The sequence below is a fragment of the Rhodosalinus halophilus genome (genome assembly GCF_003298775.1).
GTDB lineage: Bacteria > Pseudomonadota > Alphaproteobacteria > Rhodobacterales > Rhodobacteraceae > Rhodosalinus > Rhodosalinus halophilus.
In genome coordinates this window covers 127,259-150,716 of the sequence record NZ_QNTQ01000004.1, presented here as the reverse complement: position 1 = coordinate 150,716, position 23,458 = coordinate 127,259, and the positions used below count along the sequence as shown (strand labels likewise).

Sequence of the window (23,458 nt, the reverse complement as noted above, 5' to 3'; positions counted from 1 at the left end):
GGAAGCCGGTGAGGAGCGGGAGGAGCGGCGTGACCTTCGGATTCGATCAGGCCGGACTGCCCTGGACCGAGGGCCGCCTCTATCCGCCGTTCCCGCATGTCTACCGCGAGGTCGAGGACATGGTCGTGGGCTTCGAGGCCCGGGCGGAGCGTGTGGCGCCCTTCCTGCCCGAGGGGGTCGTCCCCTCCGGCGACCCCGTGGCGTGTCAGGCCAAGTTCCGCTGGACGCCGTTCTCGGTCCACGGACCCTACCACGAGGCCTATGTCACCGCCACGGTGCGCCATGCAGGCGAGGACTATCGCTTCCTTCTCATGGCCTATGTGGACAACGACAGTGCCTTCGCGGCCGGGCGCGAACTCTGGGGCGCGCCGAAGAAGATGGCGCGCATGACGCGCAGCTGGGGCGAGACGGGCGGCTTTCATACAGAGGGCATGCGCGCCACTGTCGAGCGGCCCGCGCAGCAGACGCTCATGCAGCTCGGGATGACCATCGACGCGCCGCTCCCCGAGCCCGAGGCGCCGGGCCTGCCCACGCTGCTGCTCAAGCTCGTGCCGGATGCCGACGGCGCGACGCCGGTGCTGGCGCAACTCGTCCGTATCGACGGGCACGCCCGCATCTGCCGCGGGGCCGACGGGACGCCGATGCTCTTCACGGGCCGCCCCTCGCTGAGCTTTCCGGCGATGAGCGCGTCCGATCCGCTCTACCTGCTGAGGCCCGAGCGGCTCACCGGGGCGAGCTTCGCGCGCGTGGATTTCGAGCACGGGCCAGGCCGCGTGGTGCACGATTACCTCGCCTGAGCCTTGCGCCGCCGGTCGAGCGCAGCCACGGTCAGGCGCTCAGATTGGCGCCGCCGTTGACGAAGACGATCTGCCCGGTGACGTATTCCGCCTCGGGCGAGGCGAGAAAGCGCATGAGCGCGGTGTAGTCCCGGGGCTGGACGGCACGGCCGGACGGGTTGGCCTCCGCCGAATGCTGCATGAGCGCGGGCACCTTCTCGCCGAAGAGCGCGCGCACCGCATCCGTCTCGACGATCGAGGGCGCGATGCAGTTGATGCGGATACCCCGCGGCGCGAGTTCGGTGGCCAGATAGCGCACGAGACATTCGGCCATCGCCTTGCCCGCGCCGATGGCGGCGTAGTTCTCGACCACGATGCGCCCGCCGCGGCTGGTGAGGAAGAAGACCGTGCTGCCCCGATCCATCAGATCGAGCACCGCCTGCACGAGAAACAGGATCGACGCGCCGTTGGTGAGCGCCGCGCGCGCGAAGCGGTGCGGCTCGGCCTCCAGCGCGGGCGTCGCATAGGCATCGACCGCACAATGCACGACCTGCTCCAGCCTGTCCGTGCGCGCGCGCACCGCCTGCGCGATCTCGGCGCAACCGTCCGGCGTGCCGGCGTCGGCCTTGATCAGCGTTACCTCGGCGCCCGTTCCCGCGAGTTCGTCGCGCGCCGCCTCGGCCGCCGCATCGTCGCCGTGATAGTTGAGGAAGACCGGCTTGCCCGGTGTCGCGAAGCCGCGCGCGACCTCCAGCCCGATCCCCTTGGTTCCGCCGGTGATGAGGATGGACATGCCGCGCCCTCCCTTGCTCTGCTCCCGTTCGGACCGTGATGACTGCAATATTGTCTGTCAATATTGTCATTCATTTTGGCAGGAGTGTTTGCTATTCTCGAAGCCATGGGAGGTTAGGCGAATGCAGGAGGGTGCGATCGCAGCCCCGCCGGGAATGCTGCCACTGCGGGTGCGGCCGCTGGCCGTTCTCACGGCATGGCTCGACCCGCCGCAACGCCTCGGTCACACCCCCGAAGGCGACCGCAAGATCGTGCCCGTGGCCGGCGGATCCGTCTCGGGCGAGCGCCTGTCCGGCGAAATCCTGCCCTTCGGCGGCGACTGGGCGGTGACGCGCGCCGACGGTGTGCTGCTGCTTGACGTCCGGCTGACCCTGCGCCTCGACGGCGGCGCGCTGGTGAATGTCGCCTACACGGGCATGCGGCACGGCCCCGACGCGGTCATGGCGCGGCTCGCAGCGGGTGACGCCGTCGATCCGTCCGACTATTATTTCCGCATCCAACCGCGTTTCGAGACCGCGCATCCGGACTACCTGTGGCTCAACCGGCTGCTCGCGATCGGCGTGGGGGAACGTCTGGCCGAGGGGCCGCGCTATCATGTCTACGAGGTGTTGTAACCGCACCGCGGCTGCGTCAGAGCGGGTCGATCGCGCAGGACGGTGCACAGGAACGGAAGCCAGGTGACGGAGAACCGCAGTATCGAAGACGCCGGCGATCGGCGGCGCGCCAAGAGCTCGCCCGATGTGGTGGTGGACGCCATCCTGTCCGGCATCCGGTCGGGATGGCTGGTGCCCGGTCAGAGGCTCGTCGAGGCCGATCTGACCCACTCGCTCAATGTCAGCCGCGGCCCCGTGCGCGAGGCGCTCAAGCGGCTCGCCGCCGAGGGCGTGATCACGCTGAACCAGAACCGGGGCGCCTATGTGCGTGCGCTGACCCGCAAGGAGGTCATCGACATGCTCACGGTGCTCGAGGTCATCACCGGGCTCACCGCGAAGCTCGCCACCTACGCGATCCGGCACGGCACCTGCCGCGAGGAGTTCGAGCGCGCGCACGAGGCGCTGATGGCCTTCCGCGACCAGGGCGACAGCGTGGACTTCATGGAGGCGCGGCGGCGCTACTACGACGTACTGCTGCGCGCCGGCGGCAACGAAGAGCTCAAGCGCGCGATGCCGCTCATGCAGATCCACCTGCTGCGCCTGCAGTTCCAGCAGCGCGTCTCGTCCGAGGATCGCGCCCGCCAGTTCCGCGAATACGAGCGTATCACCGCGGCGATCCTGTCGGGCGACGCCACGCGGGCCGAGCGCATGACCAAGCTGCACATCCGGCGGACCCGGATGACCCTGTCGCGCCTGCCGGAGACGGCCTTCCTGCGCGGCGACCGGGAGCGCAGCGTTGCCTGAGACCAGCGCGCGCCCGTCCTCCGGCAGCTCGTCGGAAGCGATCGTGCGCGACATCGTCCGCGGTCTCTACGAGGGCCGCTACGTCGCCGGACAGCGGCTGGTGGAGCCGAACCTCGCGGAACACTACGGCGTGAGCCGCGGCACGGTGCGCGAGGCGGTCAACCGGCTCGCGGCGCAGGGAATCGTCGAGGCCCAGCATCAGCGCGGCGCGCGGATCAAGCAGCCCTCCCGGCAGGAGGCGCTGAACATGCTCCTGATCACCGAGGTCATCGTCGGGCTGGCGGCCCGGCAGGCCGCGGCGAAGATCGACTCGCCGGGCGCCCGCGACAGCTTCGAGGCGGCGCTGGCCCCGCTGACCACGCCGCAGCACGCGCCCGCACCGCTGGAATTCGCCCGGCTGCGCAGCCGCTTCTACCGCGCGATGACGCGGATCGCCGAGAACGCAGAGCTCGAGCGTATCCTGTCGAACCTGCAGGTCCATCTCGTGCGCAACCGGCTCGTGATCGACCCCGAGCGCCGGGCCGAAGCCTATCGCCGGATCGGCGCGGCGGTGCTCGCGGGCGACGAGGAGGGCGCCGAGCGCGCCGCGCGCGCCCATGTCCGCAGCCTGATCGAGCGGCTCGACGAGGTCTTCGTCACGCCCTTCCCCTTCGCGCGGGACGGGTGATCGCGCGACCGGGGCGCAACGGACAAGACGCTCCTCGGCCCTGACGGGCCTCCTCGCAGGTCACTCCGGCCCCAGCGCCCGCGCCGACGTCGCAGCGCCCCAGTTGCGCACCCCGCCCGCGTCGTTGGCGGCACGCTGGCGCTTCATCTCCATCCGCGCGAGCTGGTCGCGGTGCACCTCGTCCGGCCCGTCCGCGAGACGCAGCAGCCGCGCGGTGGCGTAGGCCGAGGCGAGGCCGAAATCGTTCGAGGTGCCGCCGCCGCCGAAGGCCTGGATCGCCCAGTCGGTGACCTGACAGGCCATGTTCGGCACGGCGATCTTGATCATGGCGATCTCGGCGCGGGCTTCCTTGTTGCCGACGGTATCCATCTTGTGCGCCGTGCGCAGGGTCAGCAGGCGGGCCTGCTCGATCATGATGCGCGCCTCGGCCACGCGCTCGCGCGTCACGCTGCGTTCCGAGACCGGCTTGCCGAAGGTCTCGCGCTCCGACGTTCGCAGACACATCTTCGCGAGCGTCCGTTCGGCGAGCCCGATGAGCCGCATACAATGGTGGATGCGCCCCGGCCCGAGCCGCCCCTGCGCGATCTCGAAGCCGCGTCCCTCGCCAAGCAGCATGTTGGACGCCGGCACGCGCACGTTTTCGAAATGCACCTCGGCCGAGCGGTCGGGCACCCCGTAGAAGCCGAAGACCGGGAGCGCCCGTATTACCTTCACCCCTGGCGTGTCCTTGGGGACCAGGATCATCGACTGCTGCCTGTAGGGTTCGGCGTCCGGGTCGGTCTTGCCCATGAAGATCAGGATCTTGCAGCGCGGATCGGTCGCGCCGGTCGTGTACCACTTCCTGCCGTTGATCACGTAGTCGTCGCCGTCGCGCACGATCGAGCTCGAGATGTTCTTCGCGTCGGAGGACGCCACGTCCGGCTCCGTCATCGCGAAGGACGAGCGGATCTCGCCTGCGAGCAGAGGCTCGAGCCAAGCCTTCTTCTGCGCCTCGGTGCCGTAGCGGACGAGCACCTCCATGTTGCCGGTATCCGGCGCGGAACAGTTGAAGACCTCGGGCGCGAGATGCGACCGCCCCATGATCTCGCAGAGCGGGGCGTATTCGAGGTTCGTGAGACCGGCGCCCAGATCCGACTCCGGCAGAAACAGATTCCACAGCCCCGCCTTCTTCGCCAGCGGCTTGAGTTCCTCGACCACGGGCTGGACGCCCCAGGGGCCGATCTCCTCTGACTCGCGGTAGAAGCGGGCCTCGTTGGGATAGATGTGCTCTTCCATGAAGGCCTCGAGGCGGGCTTCCAGCTCCTCGACGCGGGGGGACTTCTCTGGGATCATCGAGGCCTCCTTGTTACCGGGGCGCATATCGCCAACCTCTGCCGGATGCTAGGGGGCGGCCCCGTGCTTGGCAAGAATGTAGGACGATTTCGATTGACTGTCCGGGGCCCGCGGTGCAGGTCGGACAGAACGCGAAAGAGGATCCCGTGACGTCAGGACAGTGTCCAGCCGACACAGCCCCGCTGCGCGCCCGTCTGGTCCGGGGCGGCCTGAGCAGGGGCGACGCTCGACGGGCGCGATCCGACAAGGGCGGGTCGCATCCCTTCCGCGTTCTCCATGCATCGCGCGACGACGACAGGAGGCTTGCATGACGAAGGCCACATTGATCCGCGAGGGCACGCTCGGCGTGCTCCGCATCGACAATCCGCCGGTCAACGCGATCTCGCCCGAGGTGACGCGGGATCTCGACGCCGCGCTCGACGTCTTCGAGGCGGCCGGTGATCTCGAGGCGCTGGTGATCGAATGCGCAGGCCGGACCTTCGTCGCCGGTGGCGACATCGCCAGCTTCTCGCAGCCCGGCTTTTCCGCCGCGCCCTTCAACGCGGTGCTGCGGCGGATCGAGGATCAGGACCGGCCCGTCGCCGCCGCGCTCTTCGGCACGGTGCTGGGCGCGGGGCTGGAGCTGGCGATGGCCGCGCATATCCGGGTCGCCCATCCCGCGACGCGGCTGGGGCTGCCCGAGATCACGCTGGGCCTGATCCCCGGCTCGCTTGGCACCCAGCGGCTGCCGCGGCTGGCCGGGCTCGCCACGGCCTGGCGGATGATCTCGACGGGCAAGCCCGTGGACGCGCAGGCCGCGCTCGACGCCGGCATCGTCGACACGCTCGACGACGATCCCGCCGGCGCGGCGCGCGCGGCCGCCCGTGCCGGGGCCAGCCGCCCGGTGCGGCGCACGCGGGATCTGACGGTGCCGGCGGGCGAGGACGACACCGCGGTGCTCGCCGCGGCCCGCGAAGAGGCCGCCGCCAAGCCGCATCTGCCCGCCCTGACCGCCGCGGCGGACTGCCTCGCCGCGGCTGCGGAAAAGCCCTTCGACGCCGGAGAGCGGGTCGAGGCGGATCATTTCGCGCGCCTGCTGCACACGCCGGCCTCGCGCGCGCTGCGCCACATCTTCTTCGCCGAGCGCGCGGCGGCGAAGATCCCCGGGCTGCCTCCGGATCTTGAGCGCCGCGAGGTGCGCAGCCTGGGCATCGTCGGGGTCGGCACGATGGGGGCGGGCATCGCGCTCACCTTCGCGCGGGCCGGCTTCCCGGTGACGCTGATCGAGTCGGACACCGAGGCGCTCGAGCGCGGGCGCGGCCACATCCGCCGCACGCTGGAGACCAGCGTGCAGCGCGGCCGGATGACCGAGGACGAGGCCGAGGCGCAGCTCGCGCGGATGTCGGGCGCCACCGACATGGGCGCGCTCTCGGAAGCCGACATGGTGATCGAGGCGGTTTTCGAGGACATGAGCCTGAAGCTCGACGTGGCTGCGAAACTGGGCGAGGCGATGAAGCCCGGTGCGATCATCGCGACCAACACCTCCACGCTCGACGTGGACCGCATCGCCGAGGCGACGGGCCGGCCGGGCGACGTTCTGGGCACCCATTTCTTCAGCCCCGCGCACATCATGAAGCTTCTGGAGGTGGTGCGTGGCCGGCTGACCGAGCCCGAGGTGCTGGCGACCGTCATGAGCCTCGCCAGGCGGATCGGAAAGGTGCCGGTCGTGAGCGGCGTCTGCTACGGCTTCATCGGCAACCGCATGGCTGAGGTCTACATGCGCGAGTCCGAGGCGATGCAGCTCGAGGGCGCGACGCCGGCGCAGATCGACGGCGTGGCGGAAGATCCGGCCTGGATCGGCATGGCGATGGGGCCGTCGCGGATGCTCGACATGGCGGGCGTGGACGTCGGCGCGCGGACCGTGATCGAATGGGTCGAAAGCGGCGAGGGGCCGCAGGACCCGGCCTATCGCGCGCTCTGCCGCGCGCTGTTCGAGGCGGGCCGCCACGGGCAGAAGACGGGCGCGGGCTACTACGCCTACGAAGGGCGCAGGCCCGTCCCGTCCGAGGAGACCGCGGGGCTGGCGGCGGAGCTTGCCGAGAAGCACGGCGTCGCCCGGCGCGAGGCGATCCCCGGGCAGGAGGTCTTCGAGCGGCTGCTCTACCCTATGGTAAACGAGGCGGCGCGCATTCTCGAGGAGGGCATCGCCTACCGCCCCGGCGACATCGACGTGGTCTGGACGCAAGGCTACGGTTTCCCGGCGTGGCGGGGCGGCCCGGTCTTCATGGCCGACGAAATCGGGCTGCCCGAGATCGTCGCGCGGCTCGACCACTATGCCGCCACGCTCGGCAACGACCGGGGCTATTGGGATGTGGCGCCGCTTCTGCGCGAGCTCGCGCGCCGCGACGCGCGGCTGTCGGACTGGCGCCCGCAGGACTGAAAGGGAGAACACCATGAGAGAGGCCGTCATCGTCAGCACCGCCCGCACAGGCATCGGCCGGGCCTATCGCGGCAGCCTGAATGCCACGAAGTCGCCCACGCTCGCCGGCCACGTCCTGCGCCACGCCGTCGCGCGGGCGGGCGTCGACCCGGCCGAGGTCGAGGACGTGGTGATGGGCACGGTGCTCGCCGCGGGCACCGCCGGCATGAACATCGCGCGCAACGCGGGTTTCGCCGCCGGGCTGCCCGCCGGCGTCGCCGCGCAGACCATGGACCGGCAGTGCGCCTCCGGCCTCATGGCCATCGCCACGGCGGCCAAGCAGATCATGGTGGACGGGCAGACCGTGAACGCCGCGGGCGGGCAGGAGAACATCTCTGCCGTGCAGGACAGGTATTTCGCCTGGGCCGCGGAAGAGGCCGATCCCAACGTGATCGCGCAAGCCAAACACGCCTACATGCCTATGCTCAAGACCGCCGAGGTGGTGGCCGAGCGCTACGGCGTGAGCCGCGAGGCGCAGGATGAATATGCGCTCTCTTCGCAGCAGCGTACGGCGGCTGCGCAGGAGGCCGGGCTCTTCGACGCCGAGATCGTGCCCTTCGAGACCACCATGCTGGTCAAGGACCGCGAGACCGGCGAAGTGCACGAGCGGCAGGTGACGCTTGCCCGCGACGAGGGCAACCGCCCCGAGACCACGCTCGAGACGCTGGGCGGGCTGAAGCCCGTGCTGGAGGGGGGCACCGTGACCGCGGGCAACGCCAGCCAGCTCTCCGACGGCGCCTCGGCCTGCGTGCTGATGGAGCGGCGCGAGGCAGAGCGGCGCGGGCTGGAGCCGCTGGGCGTCTATCGCGGCATGGCGGTCGCGGGCCTCGCGCCCGAGGAAATGGGGATCGGACCCGTCTATGCCGTGCCCCGTCTTCTGGAGCGGCACGGGCTCAAGGTCTCCGACATCGACCTCTGGGAACTCAACGAGGCCTTCGCGGTGCAGGCGCTCTACTGCCGCGACAAGCTGGGCATCGACCCCGCGATCTACAACGTGAACGGCGGCGGCATCTCGATCGGGCACCCCTATGGCATGACCGGATCGCGCCTTGTGGGCCACGCGCTGATCGAGGGCAGGCGCCGCGGCGCGCGCCACGTCGTGGTGACCATGTGCGTGGGCGGCGGCATGGGCGCGGCAGGTCTCTTCGAGGTCTGCTAGGCGCGGGCGATCCGGCGCGCGTCACGCCATGGCGCGAAAGGGGAGCGGATCCAGCCCCTTTCGCCCCGGATCCCGCAGCAAGGCGCTATCCGCCCGGCCGGATCATCACCTTGATCTGGCGGTCGGGACGCCGCAGCGCCTCGAAGGCTTCCGGCAACTCGGACAGCGACACCCGGTCGGTCACCATCCCGTCGGCCTTGATCCGCCCCTGCCCGAGATAGTCGAGCACGCGGGCGAAGTCGCTTTCCACGTAGCCCAGGACGAACTGCAGCTTCAGCTCCTTCAGGATCGCGGCGATCGGGATCACCTCGTCCGGCTTCATGCAGACTCCGACCACGACGATGGTCCCTTTCGGGCGCGACAGGTCGATGCAGCTCTGGATCATGCCCGGGACGCCCACGCAGTCGAAGATCACGTCGGGCGGCCCGCCCGTGGCCGCGGAGAAGGCGGCGCCCACATCCTCGACCGCGCCGGGGTCGAGCACATCCGTCGCGCCAAAATCCGACGCCGCGGCCCGGCGCGCCTCTGCGCGTTCGGAGACCACGATGCGCCCCGCGCCCGCGAGCCGCGCGAAGGCGGCGACCGACAGGCCGATCGGCCCCGCGCCGATCACCAGCACCCGGCCGCCCATCGGGATCTGCGCCTTTTCGACCGCATGCAGGCCGACGGCGAGCGGCTCGACCATCGCGCCCTGTTCGAAGCTCACGCCGTCGGGCAGCGGCACCACCTGCTTCGCGCCGACCTTGACGTACTCGGCGTAGGCGCCGGGCACGTCGAGGGCGAGGCCGGTGATCCGGTTGCTGGGGCAGAGGATGCCGAGCCCGTCCCTGCAGGTGCCGAGGTCGCGGCAAGCCTCGCAGGCGTTCACCGGCACCGCCGTCGCGCGCAGCCCCTCGGGCACCGCCGGGTCGGCCGACGCCGCGACGATGCCGGCGAACTCGTGTCCCAGCACCGTGCCTTCGGCCTGTAGAAAGACACCGTCCTCCGTTGCGTGCAGGTCGGAGCCGCAGATGCCGCAGTTCTCAACCTTCAGCAAAACCTCGCCGGGCGCGAGTTCGGGCTCGGCCACCTCCCTGATCGCGAGGGGCTTGCCCAGCCCCTCGAATACCGCCGCCTTCATCGCCATCTCCTCCCAGACAAAATCGCGCAAATATTTTGTATGACAAAAATGCACGACTCGGCAATGATGTTGCCGACCGCCTGGGGAGAGGCGGCCCGAAAGACCAGAGGGAGGAGACGATGGGACGGCTTCAGGACAAGGTGGCGCTGATCACCGGCGCAGGCACCGGCGTGGGCCGCGCCTGCATGGAGATCTTCGCGAAGGAAGGCGCGAAGGTCGTCGGCGTGTCGCGCACGCAGGCCAATCTCGACGAGGCGCTGAAGGCGGTGACCGACGCGGGCGGCGAGGGGGCTGTGGTGGCTGCGGACCTTTCGACGCCGGAGGGGGCGCAGAAGGCCTTCGACGGCGCGATGCAGGCCTTCGGCCGGGTTGACGTGCTCGTGAACTCGGCCGGCGTGGGCTACAACCACGTCGCCGAGAGCGAGGGCAGCATGGCCGACACCGCGAACACCACGCCCGAGAAATGGCGCGAGGTGCTGGCGATCAACCTCGACAGCGGCTTCTACATGTGCCGCCTGGCCATCCCGCACATGCAGGAGAAGGGCGGCGGCGCGATCGTCAACGTGACCTCGATCTCGGGCTATCAGGGTCTGCCGGCGGCGCATACCTACACCGCGGCGAAGGGGGGGATGATCAATCTGACCCGGTCGCTCTGCGTCGCCTACGCCAAGGACAACATACGCGCCAACGCCATCGCGCCGGGGTTCATCGCCACGCGCATGGTGGCCGATTTCCTGCCCCTCTTCGACGACGAGGCGGTGGCCGAGAGCATCACGCCGATGAAGCGGCCCGGCACGCCGGAAGAGATGGCCTACGGCTGCCTCTACCTCGCCTCCGACGAGGCCAGCTACTGCAACGGCACGATCCTGACGATCGACGGCGGCACGACGGCGCGCCAGTAGGCGCGCCCATTCGCTGCCGCGCCCCGTCGAAGCGGCGGGGCGCCCGGTACCGGCCCTGTGCAAGGAGTGGCGAGACGGCCGGGTCAGGGGCGCCCTGGGCGTCCCCGTGCCCGAAAGGCTGAGGGGCTCAGAGCGCGCCATCCGGCGCGTCGAGCGCGGCGCGGCTGCCGGCCCCGAGCGGCGCGAGCCAGGCCGCGACGCGCGGCAGTTCGGTGTCGTGGAAATGGCGCGCGGCCCAGAGGCGACCCTCCGGCGCGCCGGCGACCAGCGCCATGTCGGTGAGCAGCCAGGCCACGACGACATGGCCCGCGGCGTGCAGGAAGGCCGTGGCATGGGCCAGCGGCATGACCGGATCGGCGGCGCCCGTCGCGCTCCGCGCCGCCTGTTCCAGCGCCCCGGCCGCATCGCGCAGGCCCGGCGCGAGCGCCGCGCCCGGCCCGGCCGCCGCGCGGTCGGCGGTGGCGCGGACCTCCTCGAGCAGCGCGGCGAGCGCCGCGCCACCGTCGCCCATGATCTTGCGCCGCAGCAGATCCAGGCCCTGAATGCCGGTGGTGCCTTCGTGGATGGGGTTCAGCCGGTTGTCGCGGTAAAGCTGCTCGACATCGAAATCGCGGGTGTAGCCGTAGCCGCCGTGCACCTGGATCGCCATGTGATTGGCCTCGAGTCCGAATTCGGAGGGCCAGCTCTTGGTCACGGGCGTCAGCAGGTCGAGCCGGGCATGGGCGCGGGAACGCTCTTCTTCGGTCCCGGCGGTCGCCGCCAGATCCGCCAGCCGCGCCGTGTAGAGGCAGAGTGCCAACGCCCCCTCGGCGATGGCCTTCTGCGCCAGAAGCATCCGCCGCACGTCCGGGTGGCGCACCAGCGGCACGGGCGCGGGCGCGCGGCGGTCCTCGAGCGGCCGGCCCTGCCGCCGCTCGAAGGCGTAGTCGCGCGACAGCAGGTAACCGCGCCAGGCCAGTGCCGCAGCGCCGAGTCCGACGTTGATCCGCGCCTCGTTCATCATCTGGAACATGATGGCGAGGCCCTGTCCGGGTTCGCCCACGAGCCAGCCCAAGGCCCCGGCTTCTCCGCCCGGCCGATGGCGCGTGCCTTCGCCGAGATTGAGCAGGCAGTTCGAGATTCCGCGATAGCCCATCTTGTGATTGAGCCCCGCGATGGCGAGGTCGTTGGGTCCCGACCCGCCGGGCGCGATCTCCGGCAGCAGCCTGGGCACGAGGAAGAGCGATATGCCCTTCGTCCCCGCCGGCAACGTCCCGTCGTCGTTCTCGATCTTCGCGAGCACGAGGTGGATCGTGTCGGGCGTGATGTCCTGCCCCGCGCCCGAGATCCACATCTTGCGCCCTGTCAGGCGAAAGCGGCGGCCGGCCTCGTCCGCGCCGGCAGGCCGCGCGCGCGTCGTGATGTCGCCCAGCGAGCTGCCCGCCTCGGGCTCCGACAGGCACATGGTCCCCAGCGCCGCGCCCTCGTGTTGCGGCCGAGCGAAGAGCTCGATCTGACGGGGTGTGCCGTAGGCGGCGATCACCCGCGCGTTGGCCTGGCTGAGCATCGGGAAGCCGCTGGCGGCGATGTTGGCCGCCATGATGCAGGCCATCGCTGCCGTGCCCACCGTGATCGGCAGCTGCATGCCGCCATGCGCCTCGTCCACCGTGGCCAGTTGCAGGCCCGCGTCGAGATAGGCGCGCACGGCGTCGCGCACGCCCGGATGCAGCCGCACCTCGCCGTCGGCGCCAAGCGCCGGCTCGGCGCTGTCCGAGGGCTTCCAGGTGGGCAGGAACTCGTTCTCGGCCAGCCGCTCGGCGAGGTCGAGAAAGGCGCGGTAGTCCTCGGCGCTCTGACCGGCGAAGCGGGGCAGGGCGGTCAGCCGCTCCGCCCCCAGCCAGTCGAAGAGCATGAAGTCGAGATCCGCGCGGTTCACGGCGGGCATCGGGCTGGGCCTCCGGGGTGATGTCAGGCGCGGCGCACGCTGTTCATGCTGGCGCTGATGAGCGCGAGGATCAGGATAAGCCCCTGAACGATATACTGCCAGTAAGTGGCGACGCCCATCACGGAAAGACCGTTGTTGATCACCCCGATCAGCAGCACGCCCACGGCCGTGCCGAAGACGTGGAACTTGCCCGGCCGGAGCGTCGAGGCGCCGATGAAGACCGCCACGAAGGCGTTGAGCAGATAGGTCTCGCCCACGCCCTGCGGCCGGCCCGAGGCGAGGTTGGCGGCGGCCACGAGCCCGCCGAGCGCCGCGCAGGCCGCCGAGATCGCCATGGCGATCAGCGCGAACTTCTGGAAGTTGATGCCCGACAGGCGCGCGGCCTCGCGGTTGCCGCCGATGGCGTACATGTTCCGCCCCGGCTGCGTATGCTCGAGAAATACCCAAAGCACGAGCGCGGTGGCGATCATGATGAGGATCGGGTTGGGGATGCCGAGGATCGCGCCCTGACCGATGATCTGGAAGCTTTCGGGAATGTCCGAGGAATAGACCGTCCGCGCGCCCGAGACGCCGAGGATCACGCCGGTGACGACGAAGCTCATCGCGAGCGTCTCGACGATGGCGGAGATGCCGAGGTAGCTCACCAGGGCGCCGTTTATCATGCCGATCAGCATGGCGAGGATCAGCACGGCCAGCACCGCGCCCAGCACCACCCAGGCCGAGTCCATCCCCAGCTCGGCCAGGAAGCGCGCCGCGAAATAGCCGCCGAAGGTGGCCATCGCGCCGATCGAGAGGTCGAAGAGCCCGACCACGAGGCAGACCGTGAGCCCCAGCGCGATGATACCCAGGATCGAGACCTGGTTGAGGATGTTGAGCGTGTTGCGCAGCGTGGGAAAGACTTCGGGCCGCGCGAGGCTGAAGAAGGCGATCAGCAGCACCAGCGAAATCAGCGTGCCCCATCTCGCCAGAAACCCGAACCAGTCGAAGGCGGTCTCGGCCCCGCCCGTCTCAGTCGTCGCCATGCGCGAGCTCCCCTCCTGCCGCGAGCGTCATGATGTTCTGCTCCGTCACCGCGTCGCCCTTCAGCTCGCCGGCCACGCGGCCACGGAAGAAGACGAGCACGCGGTCGCAGATCAGCGGATACTCCTCGAGTTCGGTCGAGGCGAAAAGGATGCCGGCCCCTTCGCCCGCCAGCTCCTCGATCAGTTCATAGATCTCGGCCTTGGCGCCCACGTCCACCGCCGCGGTGGGCGCGTTGAGCAGGAAGACCTCCGCCCCGGTCGAGAGCCAGCGGCCCAGAACCACCTTCTGCTGGTTGCCGCCGGAAAGATCGTCGATCGCCGCCTCGATGCCGGGCATGCGCACGCGCATCCGCTGGGCGACCTGCCTGCTTTCCCGCGATTCCGCGCCGCGGTTGACCAGCCGCAGGATCGGGTCGCGCAGGTAGCGCGCGAGCGACGGCATGGTGATGTTCGAGCGGATGGACTCGGCATGGAATACGGCCTCCGCCAGCCGGTCGGCGGGAACATAGGCGATGCCCGCCGCGATCGCCTCGGATGGCTCGCGCAGGCGCAGCTCCAGCTCGCCCTTGCGCACGGTTCCGGCGCGGCGACGGATGCGCCCGAAGAGCAGCGACAGCACATCCTCCGCGCCGCTGCCGGGCAGGCCCGCGACGCCCAGGATCTCGCCATGGCGCAGCGTCAGCGAGACATCCTCTGCCCCGCCCCCTGACAGCCCCGCGGTCTCGATGACCACGCTCTCGCGCATGTGGCTGCCCGACTTGCGGCCCGACAGCTCGCCGCGGCGGCCGACGATGGCCTCGATCACGCTGGCGCGGTCCATCGTTTCACGCTCGAAGGTGCCGGCGTTGCGGCCGTCGCGCAGGACCGTGGCGCGGTCCGCGATCTCGAAGACCTCGGCCAGCCGGTGGCTGACATAGAGGAACGAGTGCCCCTCCTGCGCTAGGCGCCGCATCTGGGCGAAGAGCGTCTCGACCTCGTGCGGCAAAAGCGCGGTGGTGGGCTCGTCGAGGATGATGATCTTGGCGTCGCTGGCCACCGCCTTGGCGATGGAGATCATGGCGAGATGATCCGCCCGCAGCGCCGTGACATCCGCGTCGGTCGGCACGTCGAGGCCCACGTAGTCGAGGATCTCGCGTGCGCGGGCATGGGCGCGCGGCCAGTCCACCAGCCCCATGCGGCGCGGCAGCGCCTCGCCGAGCCACAAGTTTTCGGCCACGTTCAGCGTCGGCACGAGGTTGAAGTGCTGATGCACCACGGCGATGCCGGCATCGACCGCCTCGCGCGGGGTGGAGAAGCTGACGGGCCGCCCCTCGATCCGCACCTCGCCGGAGGTCGCGGCATAGGCGCCGCAGACGCATTTTATGAGCGTGGACTTGCCGGCGCCGTTCTCGCCCAGCAGCGCATGGATCTCCCCCTTGCGCACCTCGAGACCCACGTCGTCGAGCGCGAGCGTGCCGGGGAACTCCTTGCGCAGGCCGCGCACTTCGAGCACGGGGGTGGCGTTCGCTGCCGGCTCCGGGCGGGTCAGCTCGGTTGTCTCGGCTGTCATCGTCCTGCCTCGCGGAAGTCGGGGCGCCGGCGGCTCCGCACGCCCGCAATGGGCGCGCGGAGTGTCTGTCGTTCCGACGAAGGCGCTTACTGGGCGACAGCTTCGCCTGAGAAGAGCATGCAGTTGGCGAAATCCACATCCTCGCCCTTGGCAGGCGCGGTGTCCTGCGTGATGAGGCAGGGCTTGAGCGTCAGCAGGCGCGAGGACGGCGGGTTGCCGGCGAGCGCCGCCTCGACCACGTCGACGGCCACCTCGCCCATGCGGTCCACGTCGTAGGCGACGGTGAGCTCGGCCGCGGTGCCCTGACGGATCAGGTCGATGGCCTCTTCGTTGCCGTCCATCGAGACGACGAAGATCTCGTCCTCGAGCCCGGCCTGCTCGATCGCACGCACGACCGGCGCCACGAGTTCGTCCCAGCCGGTCCAGACCGCATCGACGTCCGGGTTGGACAGAAGGATGTTGGTCATCTGGTTGTAGGCGTCGTCCACCTGCCCGGGCACCTTCACCTCGATCTCGATCACCTCGACGTCCGGGTAGTCCTCGAGCGTGGCGTGGAAGCCGTGGTCGCGCTCGCGCAGCGCCGGCAGCACGTTCCAGTTCAGCTTGACGACCTTGCCCTGGCCCTCCAGCCGGCCGACCATCTCGGTCGTGGCGATCACGCCGTCGGCGGTGTTGTTCGAGCCGATGTCCGCGGTGATCCCCGCCGCGAGCCCCGAGAAGGTCGAGACGAAGGGGATGCCCGCCTCGTTCGCGCGCTCGATGACGCCGGTCATCTGGGGGTTGGGCGAGGCTATGTTGATGATCGCGTCGAAGCCCCGGTCGATGTAATTGTTGGCGGCGTTGTTGGTCGCCACCTGGTCGCCCTGACCGTCGAAGACCTCGACCTGCCAGCCGCGCTCCTTCGCGGTGGCCTCGGCGACGGTCGCCATCGTGTTGATCGTTGGCGAGTTGTAGTTCACGGCGACGATGCCGACCTGAACCTCGTCCTGGGCGAGCGCCGCTGTCGCGCCCGCCCCGAGCGCCGCGCCGGCCGCGGCCCCCAGCAGGTAACGTCCGATTGCCATCTTGTCTTCCTCCCTTGGGACGTGGCGCCGCGCGCGGCGGCGTCTTCTGTCTGTGTCCGCGACGCATGCCGGGCCGTCCCGGTCGCTCCCCGTCTCCTCCCGCGGATGCGCCGAGTTCGACGTTACGCAGCGTCCGGGCTTCGGTCAACATCTTTGCAGCACAAGATTGTCAAACAAAATGGCGGGGCATATGCTGCAGGCTGTGCGATCCCGGAGAGGCCAGCAGGATGACCGTAAGGCGGCTGCCGTTCGATGGCGCGGTGAACCTCCGCGATCTGGGCGGGTATCCGCTGCCGAGCGGCGGCGAGACCGCGTGGCGCCGGGTCTATCGCGCCGATTCGCTGGCCGAGCTCACCGATGCGGATCTCGGCAGGCTCGAGGCGCTCGGCCTGTTCGGACTTGTCGATTTCCGCCTGCCCGAGGAGCGGGCGAAGAAGCCCGACCGCCTGCCGGAGGCGCACGGGCTGAAGCTCGTGCTTGCGGGATTCCTGCCGCGCGGCACGCAGGACATGCTGCGCGCGGTGGCCGAAGGGCGCCTCCCGCCCGAGGAGATCCGCGCCGAGGTGCTGCGCCACTACCGGCTGTTTCCGCAGGAGCATCTGCCGGACTATGCCGCGATGTTCCGCCTGCTGATCGAGGCGGATGGCCGTCCGGCCCTGATCCACTGCACGAGCGGCAAGGACCGCACCGGCTTCGGCGCGGCGCTGCTGCTGCGCGCAGCCGGGGTGAGCGAGGATGCGATCGCCGAGGATTATGCGCTCACCAACACCTATCGCCGGGACATTCGCTTCATGTTCGGCCCGGATGTCTCGCCCGAGGCACTGGACATGCTGACCTCTGCCCATCCCGAATACATCCGCACCGCGCTCGAGGAGCTCGAGCGGCAGCATCCCGAGCCCGACAGCTGGCTCGAGGCGATGGGCCTCGACGCGGCCGAGCGGCGCGCGGCGCGCCGTCTGCTGTCCCCGGAGCCCTAGCGGAAATGCCGCCGCAGCCGGTCCTTGAGCGCCATCGCGGTCATGTTGAGCTGCACCGGGCAGATCGAGACCGCGTTCTCCGCCATCGCCCAGAGATCGGTGCCCTCGTCCGCCTGGCCGCGCGTGTAGCGCAGCTTGATCCAGTAATAGGGCACCCCGCGCCCGTCGGTGCGGCCCTCGGGCTGAAACGAGCCGGGCGGGCGCTGACCCTGATCGACGACGTGAAGGCCGGTCACGGCGTCCGGTCCGACGGGCGGGAAGTTCACGTTGACGAAGGTGCCGGGCGCCATGTCTGCGGCCAGGATGCCCTCGATCACCTGCGGCAGGAAGCGCTCCGCCGTCTGCCAGGGTACGTCCTCGCCCGGCGTGAACACCTGGCTGAGCGCGATCGACGGCACGCCCAGGAGCGCGCCCTCCATCGCCGCGGCCGCGGTGCCCGAATAGGTCAGATCCTCGGCGAGGTTCGCGCCCCGGTTGATGCCCGACAGCAGCAGGGTGGGCGGGCCGTCCATCAGCTCGTGAATCGCCATGATCGCGCAGTCGGTGGGTGTGCCCTTCAGCGCGAAGTGCCGCTCGTCCACTTTCCGCACACGGACGGGCGTGTGCATCGAGACCGAGTGCGAGGCGCCCGAGCGTTCCTCGTCCGGCGCGATCACCCAGACGTCGTCGCAATGCTGCCGCACGATGCGCTCCAGAAGCTGGATGCCCTCCGCGTGGATGCCGTCGTCATTGGTGATGAGGATCTTCTGGTTCGACAGGTCCATGGCTCGCCTCCCCCGTGCCGGCCCGAAATCGCCGCTAGACTTTCATACGTTATTGTAGGACACAAGCGCCAAGGGAGGAGCGCATGACAGACGCCGTGATTCAGGGCGTGGGCATGACGCCGTTCGGCCGGCACCCGGACCGTTCCGTGCGGTCGCTGGCCGAAGAGGCAGTGCGCGCCGCGCTGGCCGACGCCGGGCTTCAGGCGCGCGACGTGGGCGCGGTGATCTTCGGCAACGCGGTCCAGGGCGCGATGGAGGGTCAGTTCGGCATCCGCGGCCAGATCGCCCTGCGCGACATGGATTTCGACGCGGTGCCCATGATCAACGTCGAGAACGCCTGCGCCAGCGCCTCGACGGCGCTGAACCTCGCCGTGATGCATGTGACCTCGGGCGCCTGTGACGTGGCGCTCGCCGTGGGCGCGGAAAAGATGGTGCACCCGGACACCGCCCGCTCGATGGAGGCCTTCGAAGGCAGCTGGGAGCGCGCGGACCGCGAGGACGCCATCGCCCGGCTGACCGACCTGGGCAAGGGGATGCCGGTGGCCGAGGAGATGCGCGCGAAAGAGACGCCGCACACCGTCTTCATGGACGTCTATTCCTCCTTCGCGCGCTTCCACATGGCCCGCTTCGGCACGACCGAACGGCAGATGGCCGCGGTGGCATCCAAGAACCATGCCCATTCGGTCGAGAACCCGCTCTCGCAATATCGCAAGCCCTTCACCGTGGACGAGGTGCTGGCCGCCCGGCTGATCGCCTGGCCGCTGACGCTGCCGATGTGCTCGCCGATCAGCGACGGCGCGGCGGCGGCCGTGGTGGTGAGCGCGCGCAAGGCGCGGGAGCTGGGGCTGGGCCGCGCCGTGAAGGTTCGGGCGATCCGGCTGGGCAACGGCGGGCGCCGCGCGCCCGACGATCTGGAGCGGCACATCTCGCGCCGCACGGCGCGCGCGGCCTACGAGGCCGCGGGGCTGGGCCCCGAGGACGTGGACGTGGCCGAATGCCACGACGCCACGGCCTTCGGCGAAATCCAGCAGACCGAGCTTCTGGGCTTCTGCGCGATCGGCGACGGCGGGCCGCTGGCCGAGAGCGGGGCGACGTGGCTTGGCGGGCGCATCCCCTTCAACCCCTCGGGCGGGCTCGAATCGCGCGGCCATCCCATCGGGGCCACGGGCCTTGCCCAGATCCACGAACTGGTCGCGCAGCTGCGCGGCGAGGCCGGGCCACGGCAGGTCGAGGGCGCGCGGATCGCGCTGGCCGAGAACGGCGGCGGGTTGATGGGGGTGGAGGAGGCCGCGGTCTCCATCGCGCTGCTGGAAAAGGCATGAGGGCGGGCCGGGTCTTGGCGTCCGAGCAGGTGGCCGCGACCACCCCGACGCCACCGCCCTGCAGGCTGTCGTCGGTTCTTCACGCCCTGCTGCCGGGAGGCCGGCCCGCGCCGCTGCGCGGGGCGCGCGCGGCCTCTGCCGGCGTCGCGCGGGACGCCTCGCGGCCGCTCCTCGGGCCTTCCGGCCCTCCTCGCGAGGACGCCCGCGAGGGCGGACGAGCGGCCCGCGCGGCGCGGGGCGTAGGCAGGGGCGATGCCGCCCGGAGCCTGGCATGACCCTCGCCCTCCTGCTAAGCAATGCGGCAAGACGCTGGGGCGACCGCCCGGCGGTTTCGGCGGGAGCCTCGGTTCTGCTGGACTATGCCGGCTTCGCCGAGCGGGCGGCGCGGCTGGCGGGCGGCATGGCGGCGACGGGCCTCCGGCCCGGCGACCGCGTGCTGCTGGCGATGCACAACAATCCCGACTACCTGCCGCTGCTGTTCGCCTGCTGGTGGGGCGGCTTCGCGGCGGTGCCGGCGAACGCCCGGCTGCATCCGGCCGAGACAGGTTTCATCGGGCAGGACGCGGGCGCGGCGCTGGCCTTCGTCTCGGAGGATCTGGCCGAGGGGGTCGCGGCGGAGCTCCCCTGCCCGGTTCTGGTGCAGGGCGGTGCAGAGGCCGCGCGGCTGGCGCAGGCCGATCCCCTGCCGCGGCACGCCGCCGGGCCGGACGACCTCGCCTGGATCTTCTACACCTCCGGGACCACCGGCAAACCCAAGGGCGCGATGCTCAGCCACCGCAACCTGACCGCGATGGCGATCGCCTACCTCGCGGACGTGGATGCGCTCACCCCGCGCGACGCGCTGCTGCATCTGGCGGCGACGTCCCACGCCTCGGGCCTCTTCGCGCTCTCCTTCGTCGCCAAGGGGGCCAACAACATCCTGCCCGAGGCGGGCGGCTACGACGCCGAGGAGATGGCAGACCTCCTTCGGCGGGAGCGAAGCCTGACCTTCTTCGCGCCCTCGGTGTTGCTGCGCCGCATGGCGGCGGACGGTGCCGTGCGGGAGGCGCCGCTCGATGGGCTGCGCACGATCCTCACGGGCGCGGGGCCGATCTATGCCGAGGACATCCGCCTCTTCCTCGACGCCTTCGGGCCGCGGCTCTGGAACGGCTACGGGCAGGGGGAAAGCCCCTGCACCATCACGGCGATCGACAAGGAAACGCTCTGGGACGTGCACAGGAGCGGCCCGGCGGAGCGGCTGACCAGCGTCGGATGGGCGCGCACGGGGATCGAGGTGCGCGTGGCGGACGCCGAGGGTCGCGCCGTCGCCCCGGGCGAAAGCGGCGAGGTGCTGGTGCGCGGCGACACGGTGATGGCGGGGTATCTCAACCGGCCCGAAGCGACGGCGGAGGCGCTGCGCCACGGCTGGCTGCACACTGGCGACATGGGGCGGATGGATGCGCAGGGCTTCCTGCATCTGCTCGACCGCAAGAAGGACATGATCGTCTCGGGGGGCATGAACGTCTATGCCCGCGAGGTGGAAGAGGTGCTGCTCGGCCACCCGCAGGTGGCCGAGGCGGCGGTGATCGGCCTGCCCGACGCGGAGTGGGGCGAGACGGTCTGCGCGGTCGTCGTGCCTGAAGGCCCGGCGCCGTCGGCGGCCGATCTCGACGCGCTCTGCCTTTCGCGTCTTGCACGGTTCAAGCGGCCGAAGCGTTACGAGGTCGTGCAAGACCTGCCGAAGAACAGCGCCGGCAAGGTGCTCAAGACCGACCTGCGTGCGCAGTTCACACAAGGCGTTCGGTAGAATTGTTCTACAACTTTGTAGATCAAGATTGACAGAGCGCAGGCGAGTCATCAATCTGGCCGCAGATCGGCTGGGGAGAGCCGGCAGAGGGAGGAGAACATGGCCAAGCTCTACGTGGATTCCGACAAGTTCGGGTCCAACTCGGCATCGCCCACGGTCGATGCCTTCCACAGCGCCATCAAGGACATCGTGCGCCGCAAGCTCGACGAGTCCGGGCACCCCTGGGAGAAGTTCGTCTTCGACACGTCCTACGACCTGATCACCGCAGAGGACATGGCGCAGGTCGAGAAGCTGCTGCTGGACGCGGGCCACAAGTTCGACTGGTCCGCGGCGATCTCGCCCAAGGAGCGGCCCGAGATCTACAAGCCCGCCGAGGGCGTGAGCGAAGAGGACATCGCCAATTTCTCCTTCGAGCACGAGGAGGCGGTCGTGGCCGAGGCGGACGGCGAGGGTCGCGAGCAGCGCGGGCAGGGCGACAACGTGGCCCGCTATCCCGAAAACTGCCAGGGTACGGCGCGCTACATCCGCTCGCCCGCGCTGGTGCTGAAGTATCTCGAAGAGGGCGTTCCGCCCGACACCATCGCGGTCATCGACGACTCGGGCGGCACGCTGACCGCGCCGATCCTCGAGCAGTTCAAGGGCGTGATCTGCGCCGGCGGCTCCACGCGCTCGCACCTCGGGATCCTCACCCGCGAATACGGCGTGCCCTGCGTGATGAACGCCAAGATCAGCGGCATCAGGCAGGGGGACACGGTGATGATCGAATGCACCGCCGACCCCAAGACCGCCGCGGACTACCAGAAGAACGTCGAGCGCACGGCCAAGGTCTGGCGCCTGAAGAAGGCGGACTGAACCGCACGCCCGTCCGGCCAGGGAGGAGACCATGCCGAACACCACGATCAACTACGCCCAGCTGCTCGAGACCAACAATCTCATGCAGATCACGACGGACGAGACCTACTGGCTCTGCGTCACCCGCACGGTGCAGGAGTCGAAGCTCTTTCCGGTGCCGTCCTACATGATGCTCAGCTACCTGATGGCCTATTACCGCTACCCTTCGCTTCTGCGGAAGATCGAGGGGCGGATGTCGGCCGAAGAGATCGGCGACCGCGCCCGCAACATGGGGATGAAGATCCAGAACCCGGCGATGGGCTGGGCGCTGCCGGGCTTCTACCTGCTGGGCCGCGAGTGGCTGATCAACATGGGGCTGCTGCGCCCCACCGACGCGATCGAGGACCTGATCTACGTGATGGATTTCTGGAAGCGCTTCCAGCTCTCCTATCACCGCAACGACGGCCACCGGACCAACAAGGAGTTCGGCCACCGCAACCAGGCGATGCCCGAGCGGCGGCTTCAGGTGTTTCACGCCGACATGTACGACTGCGAACAGGGCGACGAGCTGCACGAGGCGGCGCAGTCCTTCATGGCCACGGTCTCGCAGTACGGCTTCCTGGTGTCCTGCGAGAGCCGCATCTCGCTGCACAACCATGGCCCCTACAAGATCGGCGAGGACCGCGAGATGATCGTCCGCGACTTCATGGACCTCGGCGAGTGCGACTGGCCGTGGCTCGACGATGTGGCCGAGGGGGTGGAATACAACAACCTGACCCTCACGATGGCGGTCAAGGACGCGCATTTCTACCTCGTGGACGACTGGGGCAGCTTCGAGGCCGAGCCCGAGTTCACCGCCGACAAGCTGGTGGGCGTGGGTCTCTACACCTCCGACAACATCTCCGAGGGGCATATCCCGGTCGGGATGGGCTCGCGCGAGGAGCTCATCGAGACGCTCAAGAAGCTCGACGGACAGATCCGCGAGGCCACAGAGAAGCTGTGGCGCCGGATCGCGGGCTGGTCGCGCGACCAGATGATCGACGCGGGCGCGATCACCTATTTCGCGATCTGCAAGGATCTCGCCCATGTCGCCGGGGTCTACGACCCCGAGGACTGGGTGATGGTCGATGAGCGCGCCGAGCGTTTCCGCCCGCTTCTGAACGACGAGTTCGCGCGCGACGCACTGGGCGAGCTGGTGGGCCTCGTCAGCCACCCGAGCCAGCAGGTCATGGACTACACCATGGCCATGCACTCCAACAATCCGACGCGGATGTATTCGAACATCCCCTATTCGGTACTCTCGGGCGAGCCGTTCACGGCGTCCTCGGGGCCGGTCTATCCCGGCGCGAGCCACCTCAACCCGAAGAAGGACGTCTATACGACGACGCGGGGCAAGCTCTCGCTCGAGGAATACAACCGGATCAGCCGGGAGTTCGTGCCGGAACTCTGCCAGCCGAAGTTCCAGCATCTCTGCGACACCTGGGTGAAATACCACGCGGACACGGACCTCGCGCGCGAGCTCTACGAGACCGAGCAGAAAAACTCGCGCGTGCTCAAGGGCAAGGGCGCCGGCCTGCGCCGCGACGACGTGGAAGCGCTGCGCAAGGGCTGAACGC

20 protein-coding genes are annotated in these 23,458 nt (G+C 69.7%); 12 read left to right on the top strand and 8 right to left on the bottom strand.

Annotated elements, in window-relative coordinates; all coding sequences use genetic code 11:
* Positions 1–29: 29 nt before the first annotated feature.
* On the top strand, positions 30–797 hold the full coding sequence (locus DRV85_RS04290; protein ID WP_158540102.1) for an acetoacetate decarboxylase family protein: 768 nt from the start codon (positions 30–32) through the stop codon (positions 795–797).
* A gap of 31 nt (positions 798–828) precedes the next feature.
* On the opposite strand, the gene DRV85_RS04285 is transcribed toward DRV85_RS04290, so the two are convergent.
* Positions 829–1,569 carry an SDR family oxidoreductase gene (locus DRV85_RS04285; protein ID WP_113288207.1) on the bottom strand — a complete coding sequence of 247 codons (741 nt, stop codon included), beginning with the start codon at positions 1,567–1,569 and terminating at the stop codon, positions 829–831.
* 121 nt (positions 1,570–1,690) lie between these two features.
* On the opposite strand from DRV85_RS04285, the gene DRV85_RS04280 reads away from it, so the two are divergent.
* The 3 genes from DRV85_RS04280 (at position 1,691) to DRV85_RS04270 (ending at position 3,632) form a co-directional block, all read left to right on the top strand.
* Positions 1,691–2,182 (top strand): DUF3237 domain-containing protein, encoded by a 492-nt coding sequence (locus DRV85_RS04280; protein ID WP_199525807.1) that lies wholly within the window; start codon positions 1,691–1,693, stop codon positions 2,180–2,182.
* 63 nt (positions 2,183–2,245) lie between these two features.
* Positions 2,246–2,965, top strand: coding sequence for a GntR family transcriptional regulator (locus tag DRV85_RS04275; RefSeq protein WP_158540101.1), 720 nt, complete (start codon positions 2,246–2,248; stop codon positions 2,963–2,965).
* Entirely contained in the window at positions 2,958–3,632 is a 675-nt protein-coding gene (locus DRV85_RS04270) for a GntR family transcriptional regulator (RefSeq protein ID WP_113288204.1), read from the top strand. Before DRV85_RS04275 ends, DRV85_RS04270 begins: the two co-directional genes overlap by 8 nt.
* 60 nt (positions 3,633–3,692) lie before the next feature.
* Here DRV85_RS04270 and DRV85_RS04265 read toward each other — a convergent pair whose 3' ends face one another.
* Positions 3,693–4,964 carry an acyl-CoA dehydrogenase family protein gene (locus tag DRV85_RS04265; RefSeq protein WP_113288203.1) on the bottom strand — a complete coding sequence of 424 codons (1,272 nt, stop codon included), beginning with the start codon at positions 4,962–4,964 and terminating at the stop codon, positions 3,693–3,695.
* A 307-nt stretch (positions 4,965–5,271) separates the two neighbouring features.
* Between DRV85_RS04265 and DRV85_RS04260 the strand changes: the two genes are divergently transcribed.
* Both DRV85_RS04260 and DRV85_RS04255 read left to right on the top strand, forming a co-directional pair.
* Positions 5,272–7,383: a 3-hydroxyacyl-CoA dehydrogenase NAD-binding domain-containing protein gene (locus DRV85_RS04260; RefSeq protein ID WP_113288202.1), complete on the top strand. Its 2,112-nt coding sequence runs from the start codon at positions 5,272–5,274 to the stop codon at positions 7,381–7,383.
* A 13-nt stretch (positions 7,384–7,396) separates the two neighbouring features.
* Positions 7,397–8,581 carry an acetyl-CoA C-acyltransferase gene (locus DRV85_RS04255; RefSeq protein ID WP_113288201.1) on the top strand — a complete coding sequence of 395 codons (1,185 nt, stop codon included), beginning with the start codon at positions 7,397–7,399 and terminating at the stop codon, positions 8,579–8,581.
* Between the two features lie 85 nt (positions 8,582–8,666).
* Here DRV85_RS04255 and DRV85_RS04250 read toward each other — a convergent pair whose 3' ends face one another.
* A complete protein-coding gene (locus DRV85_RS04250; protein ID WP_158540100.1) occupies positions 8,667–9,701 on the bottom strand; it encodes a zinc-binding dehydrogenase in 1,035 nt (344 codons plus the stop codon).
* Positions 9,702–9,820: 119 nt separating this feature from the next.
* Here DRV85_RS04250 and DRV85_RS04245 point away from each other — a divergent pair, with 119 nt between their 5' ends.
* Positions 9,821–10,603: an SDR family NAD(P)-dependent oxidoreductase gene (locus DRV85_RS04245; RefSeq protein WP_113288199.1), complete on the top strand. Its 783-nt coding sequence runs from the start codon at positions 9,821–9,823 to the stop codon at positions 10,601–10,603.
* Positions 10,604–10,730: 127 nt separating this feature from the next.
* On the opposite strand, the gene DRV85_RS04240 is transcribed toward DRV85_RS04245, so the two are convergent.
* The 4 genes from DRV85_RS04240 to DRV85_RS04225 all read right to left on the bottom strand — a co-directional run bounded on the left by DRV85_RS04240 (position 10,731) and on the right by DRV85_RS04225 (position 16,162).
* Entirely contained in the window at positions 10,731–12,527 is a 1,797-nt protein-coding gene (locus tag DRV85_RS04240) for an acyl-CoA dehydrogenase (protein ID WP_113288198.1), read from the bottom strand.
* A gap of 23 nt (positions 12,528–12,550) precedes the next feature.
* The gene (locus DRV85_RS04235; RefSeq protein WP_113288197.1) at positions 12,551–13,549 is read right to left on the bottom strand and encodes an ABC transporter permease; all 999 of its coding nucleotides are present in this window, start codon (positions 13,547–13,549) and stop codon (positions 12,551–12,553) included.
* Entirely contained in the window at positions 13,536–15,098 is a 1,563-nt protein-coding gene (locus DRV85_RS04230) for a sugar ABC transporter ATP-binding protein (RefSeq protein ID WP_113288196.1), read from the bottom strand. Before DRV85_RS04230 ends, DRV85_RS04235 begins: the two co-directional genes overlap by 14 nt.
* Before the next feature lie 86 nt (positions 15,099–15,184).
* Complete coding sequence (locus DRV85_RS04225; RefSeq protein WP_113288195.1) at positions 15,185–16,162, bottom strand: sugar ABC transporter substrate-binding protein; 978 nt, start codon at positions 16,160–16,162, stop codon at positions 15,185–15,187.
* Positions 16,163–16,389: 227 nt separating this feature from the next.
* Here DRV85_RS04225 and DRV85_RS04220 point away from each other — a divergent pair, with 227 nt between their 5' ends.
* Positions 16,390–17,139: a tyrosine-protein phosphatase gene (locus DRV85_RS04220; protein ID WP_158540099.1), complete on the top strand. Its 750-nt coding sequence runs from the start codon at positions 16,390–16,392 to the stop codon at positions 17,137–17,139.
* On the opposite strand, the gene surE is transcribed toward DRV85_RS04220, so the two are convergent.
* Complete coding sequence (surE, locus tag DRV85_RS04215; RefSeq protein ID WP_113288193.1) at positions 17,136–17,903, bottom strand: 5'/3'-nucleotidase SurE; 768 nt, start codon at positions 17,901–17,903, stop codon at positions 17,136–17,138. The genes DRV85_RS04220 and surE overlap by 4 nt on opposite strands.
* An 83-nt stretch (positions 17,904–17,986) precedes the next feature.
* Between surE and DRV85_RS04210 the strand changes: the two genes are divergently transcribed.
* The 4 genes from DRV85_RS04210 to DRV85_RS04195 all read left to right on the top strand — a co-directional run bounded on the left by DRV85_RS04210 (position 17,987) and on the right by DRV85_RS04195 (position 23,454).
* Positions 17,987–19,225 carry a thiolase family protein gene (locus tag DRV85_RS04210; protein ID WP_113288192.1) on the top strand — a complete coding sequence of 413 codons (1,239 nt, stop codon included), beginning with the start codon at positions 17,987–17,989 and terminating at the stop codon, positions 19,223–19,225.
* A gap of 271 nt (positions 19,226–19,496) precedes the next feature.
* The gene (locus DRV85_RS04205; RefSeq protein ID WP_113288191.1) at positions 19,497–21,011 is read left to right on the top strand and encodes an AMP-binding protein; all 1,515 of its coding nucleotides are present in this window, start codon (positions 19,497–19,499) and stop codon (positions 21,009–21,011) included.
* A gap of 99 nt (positions 21,012–21,110) precedes the next feature.
* Positions 21,111–21,863, top strand: coding sequence for a PEP-utilizing enzyme (locus DRV85_RS04200; RefSeq protein WP_113288190.1), 753 nt, complete (start codon positions 21,111–21,113; stop codon positions 21,861–21,863).
* Between the two features lie 31 nt (positions 21,864–21,894).
* Complete coding sequence (locus tag DRV85_RS04195; RefSeq protein ID WP_113288189.1) at positions 21,895–23,454, top strand: hypothetical protein; 1,560 nt, start codon at positions 21,895–21,897, stop codon at positions 23,452–23,454.
* Positions 23,455–23,458: the final 4 nt, after the last annotated feature.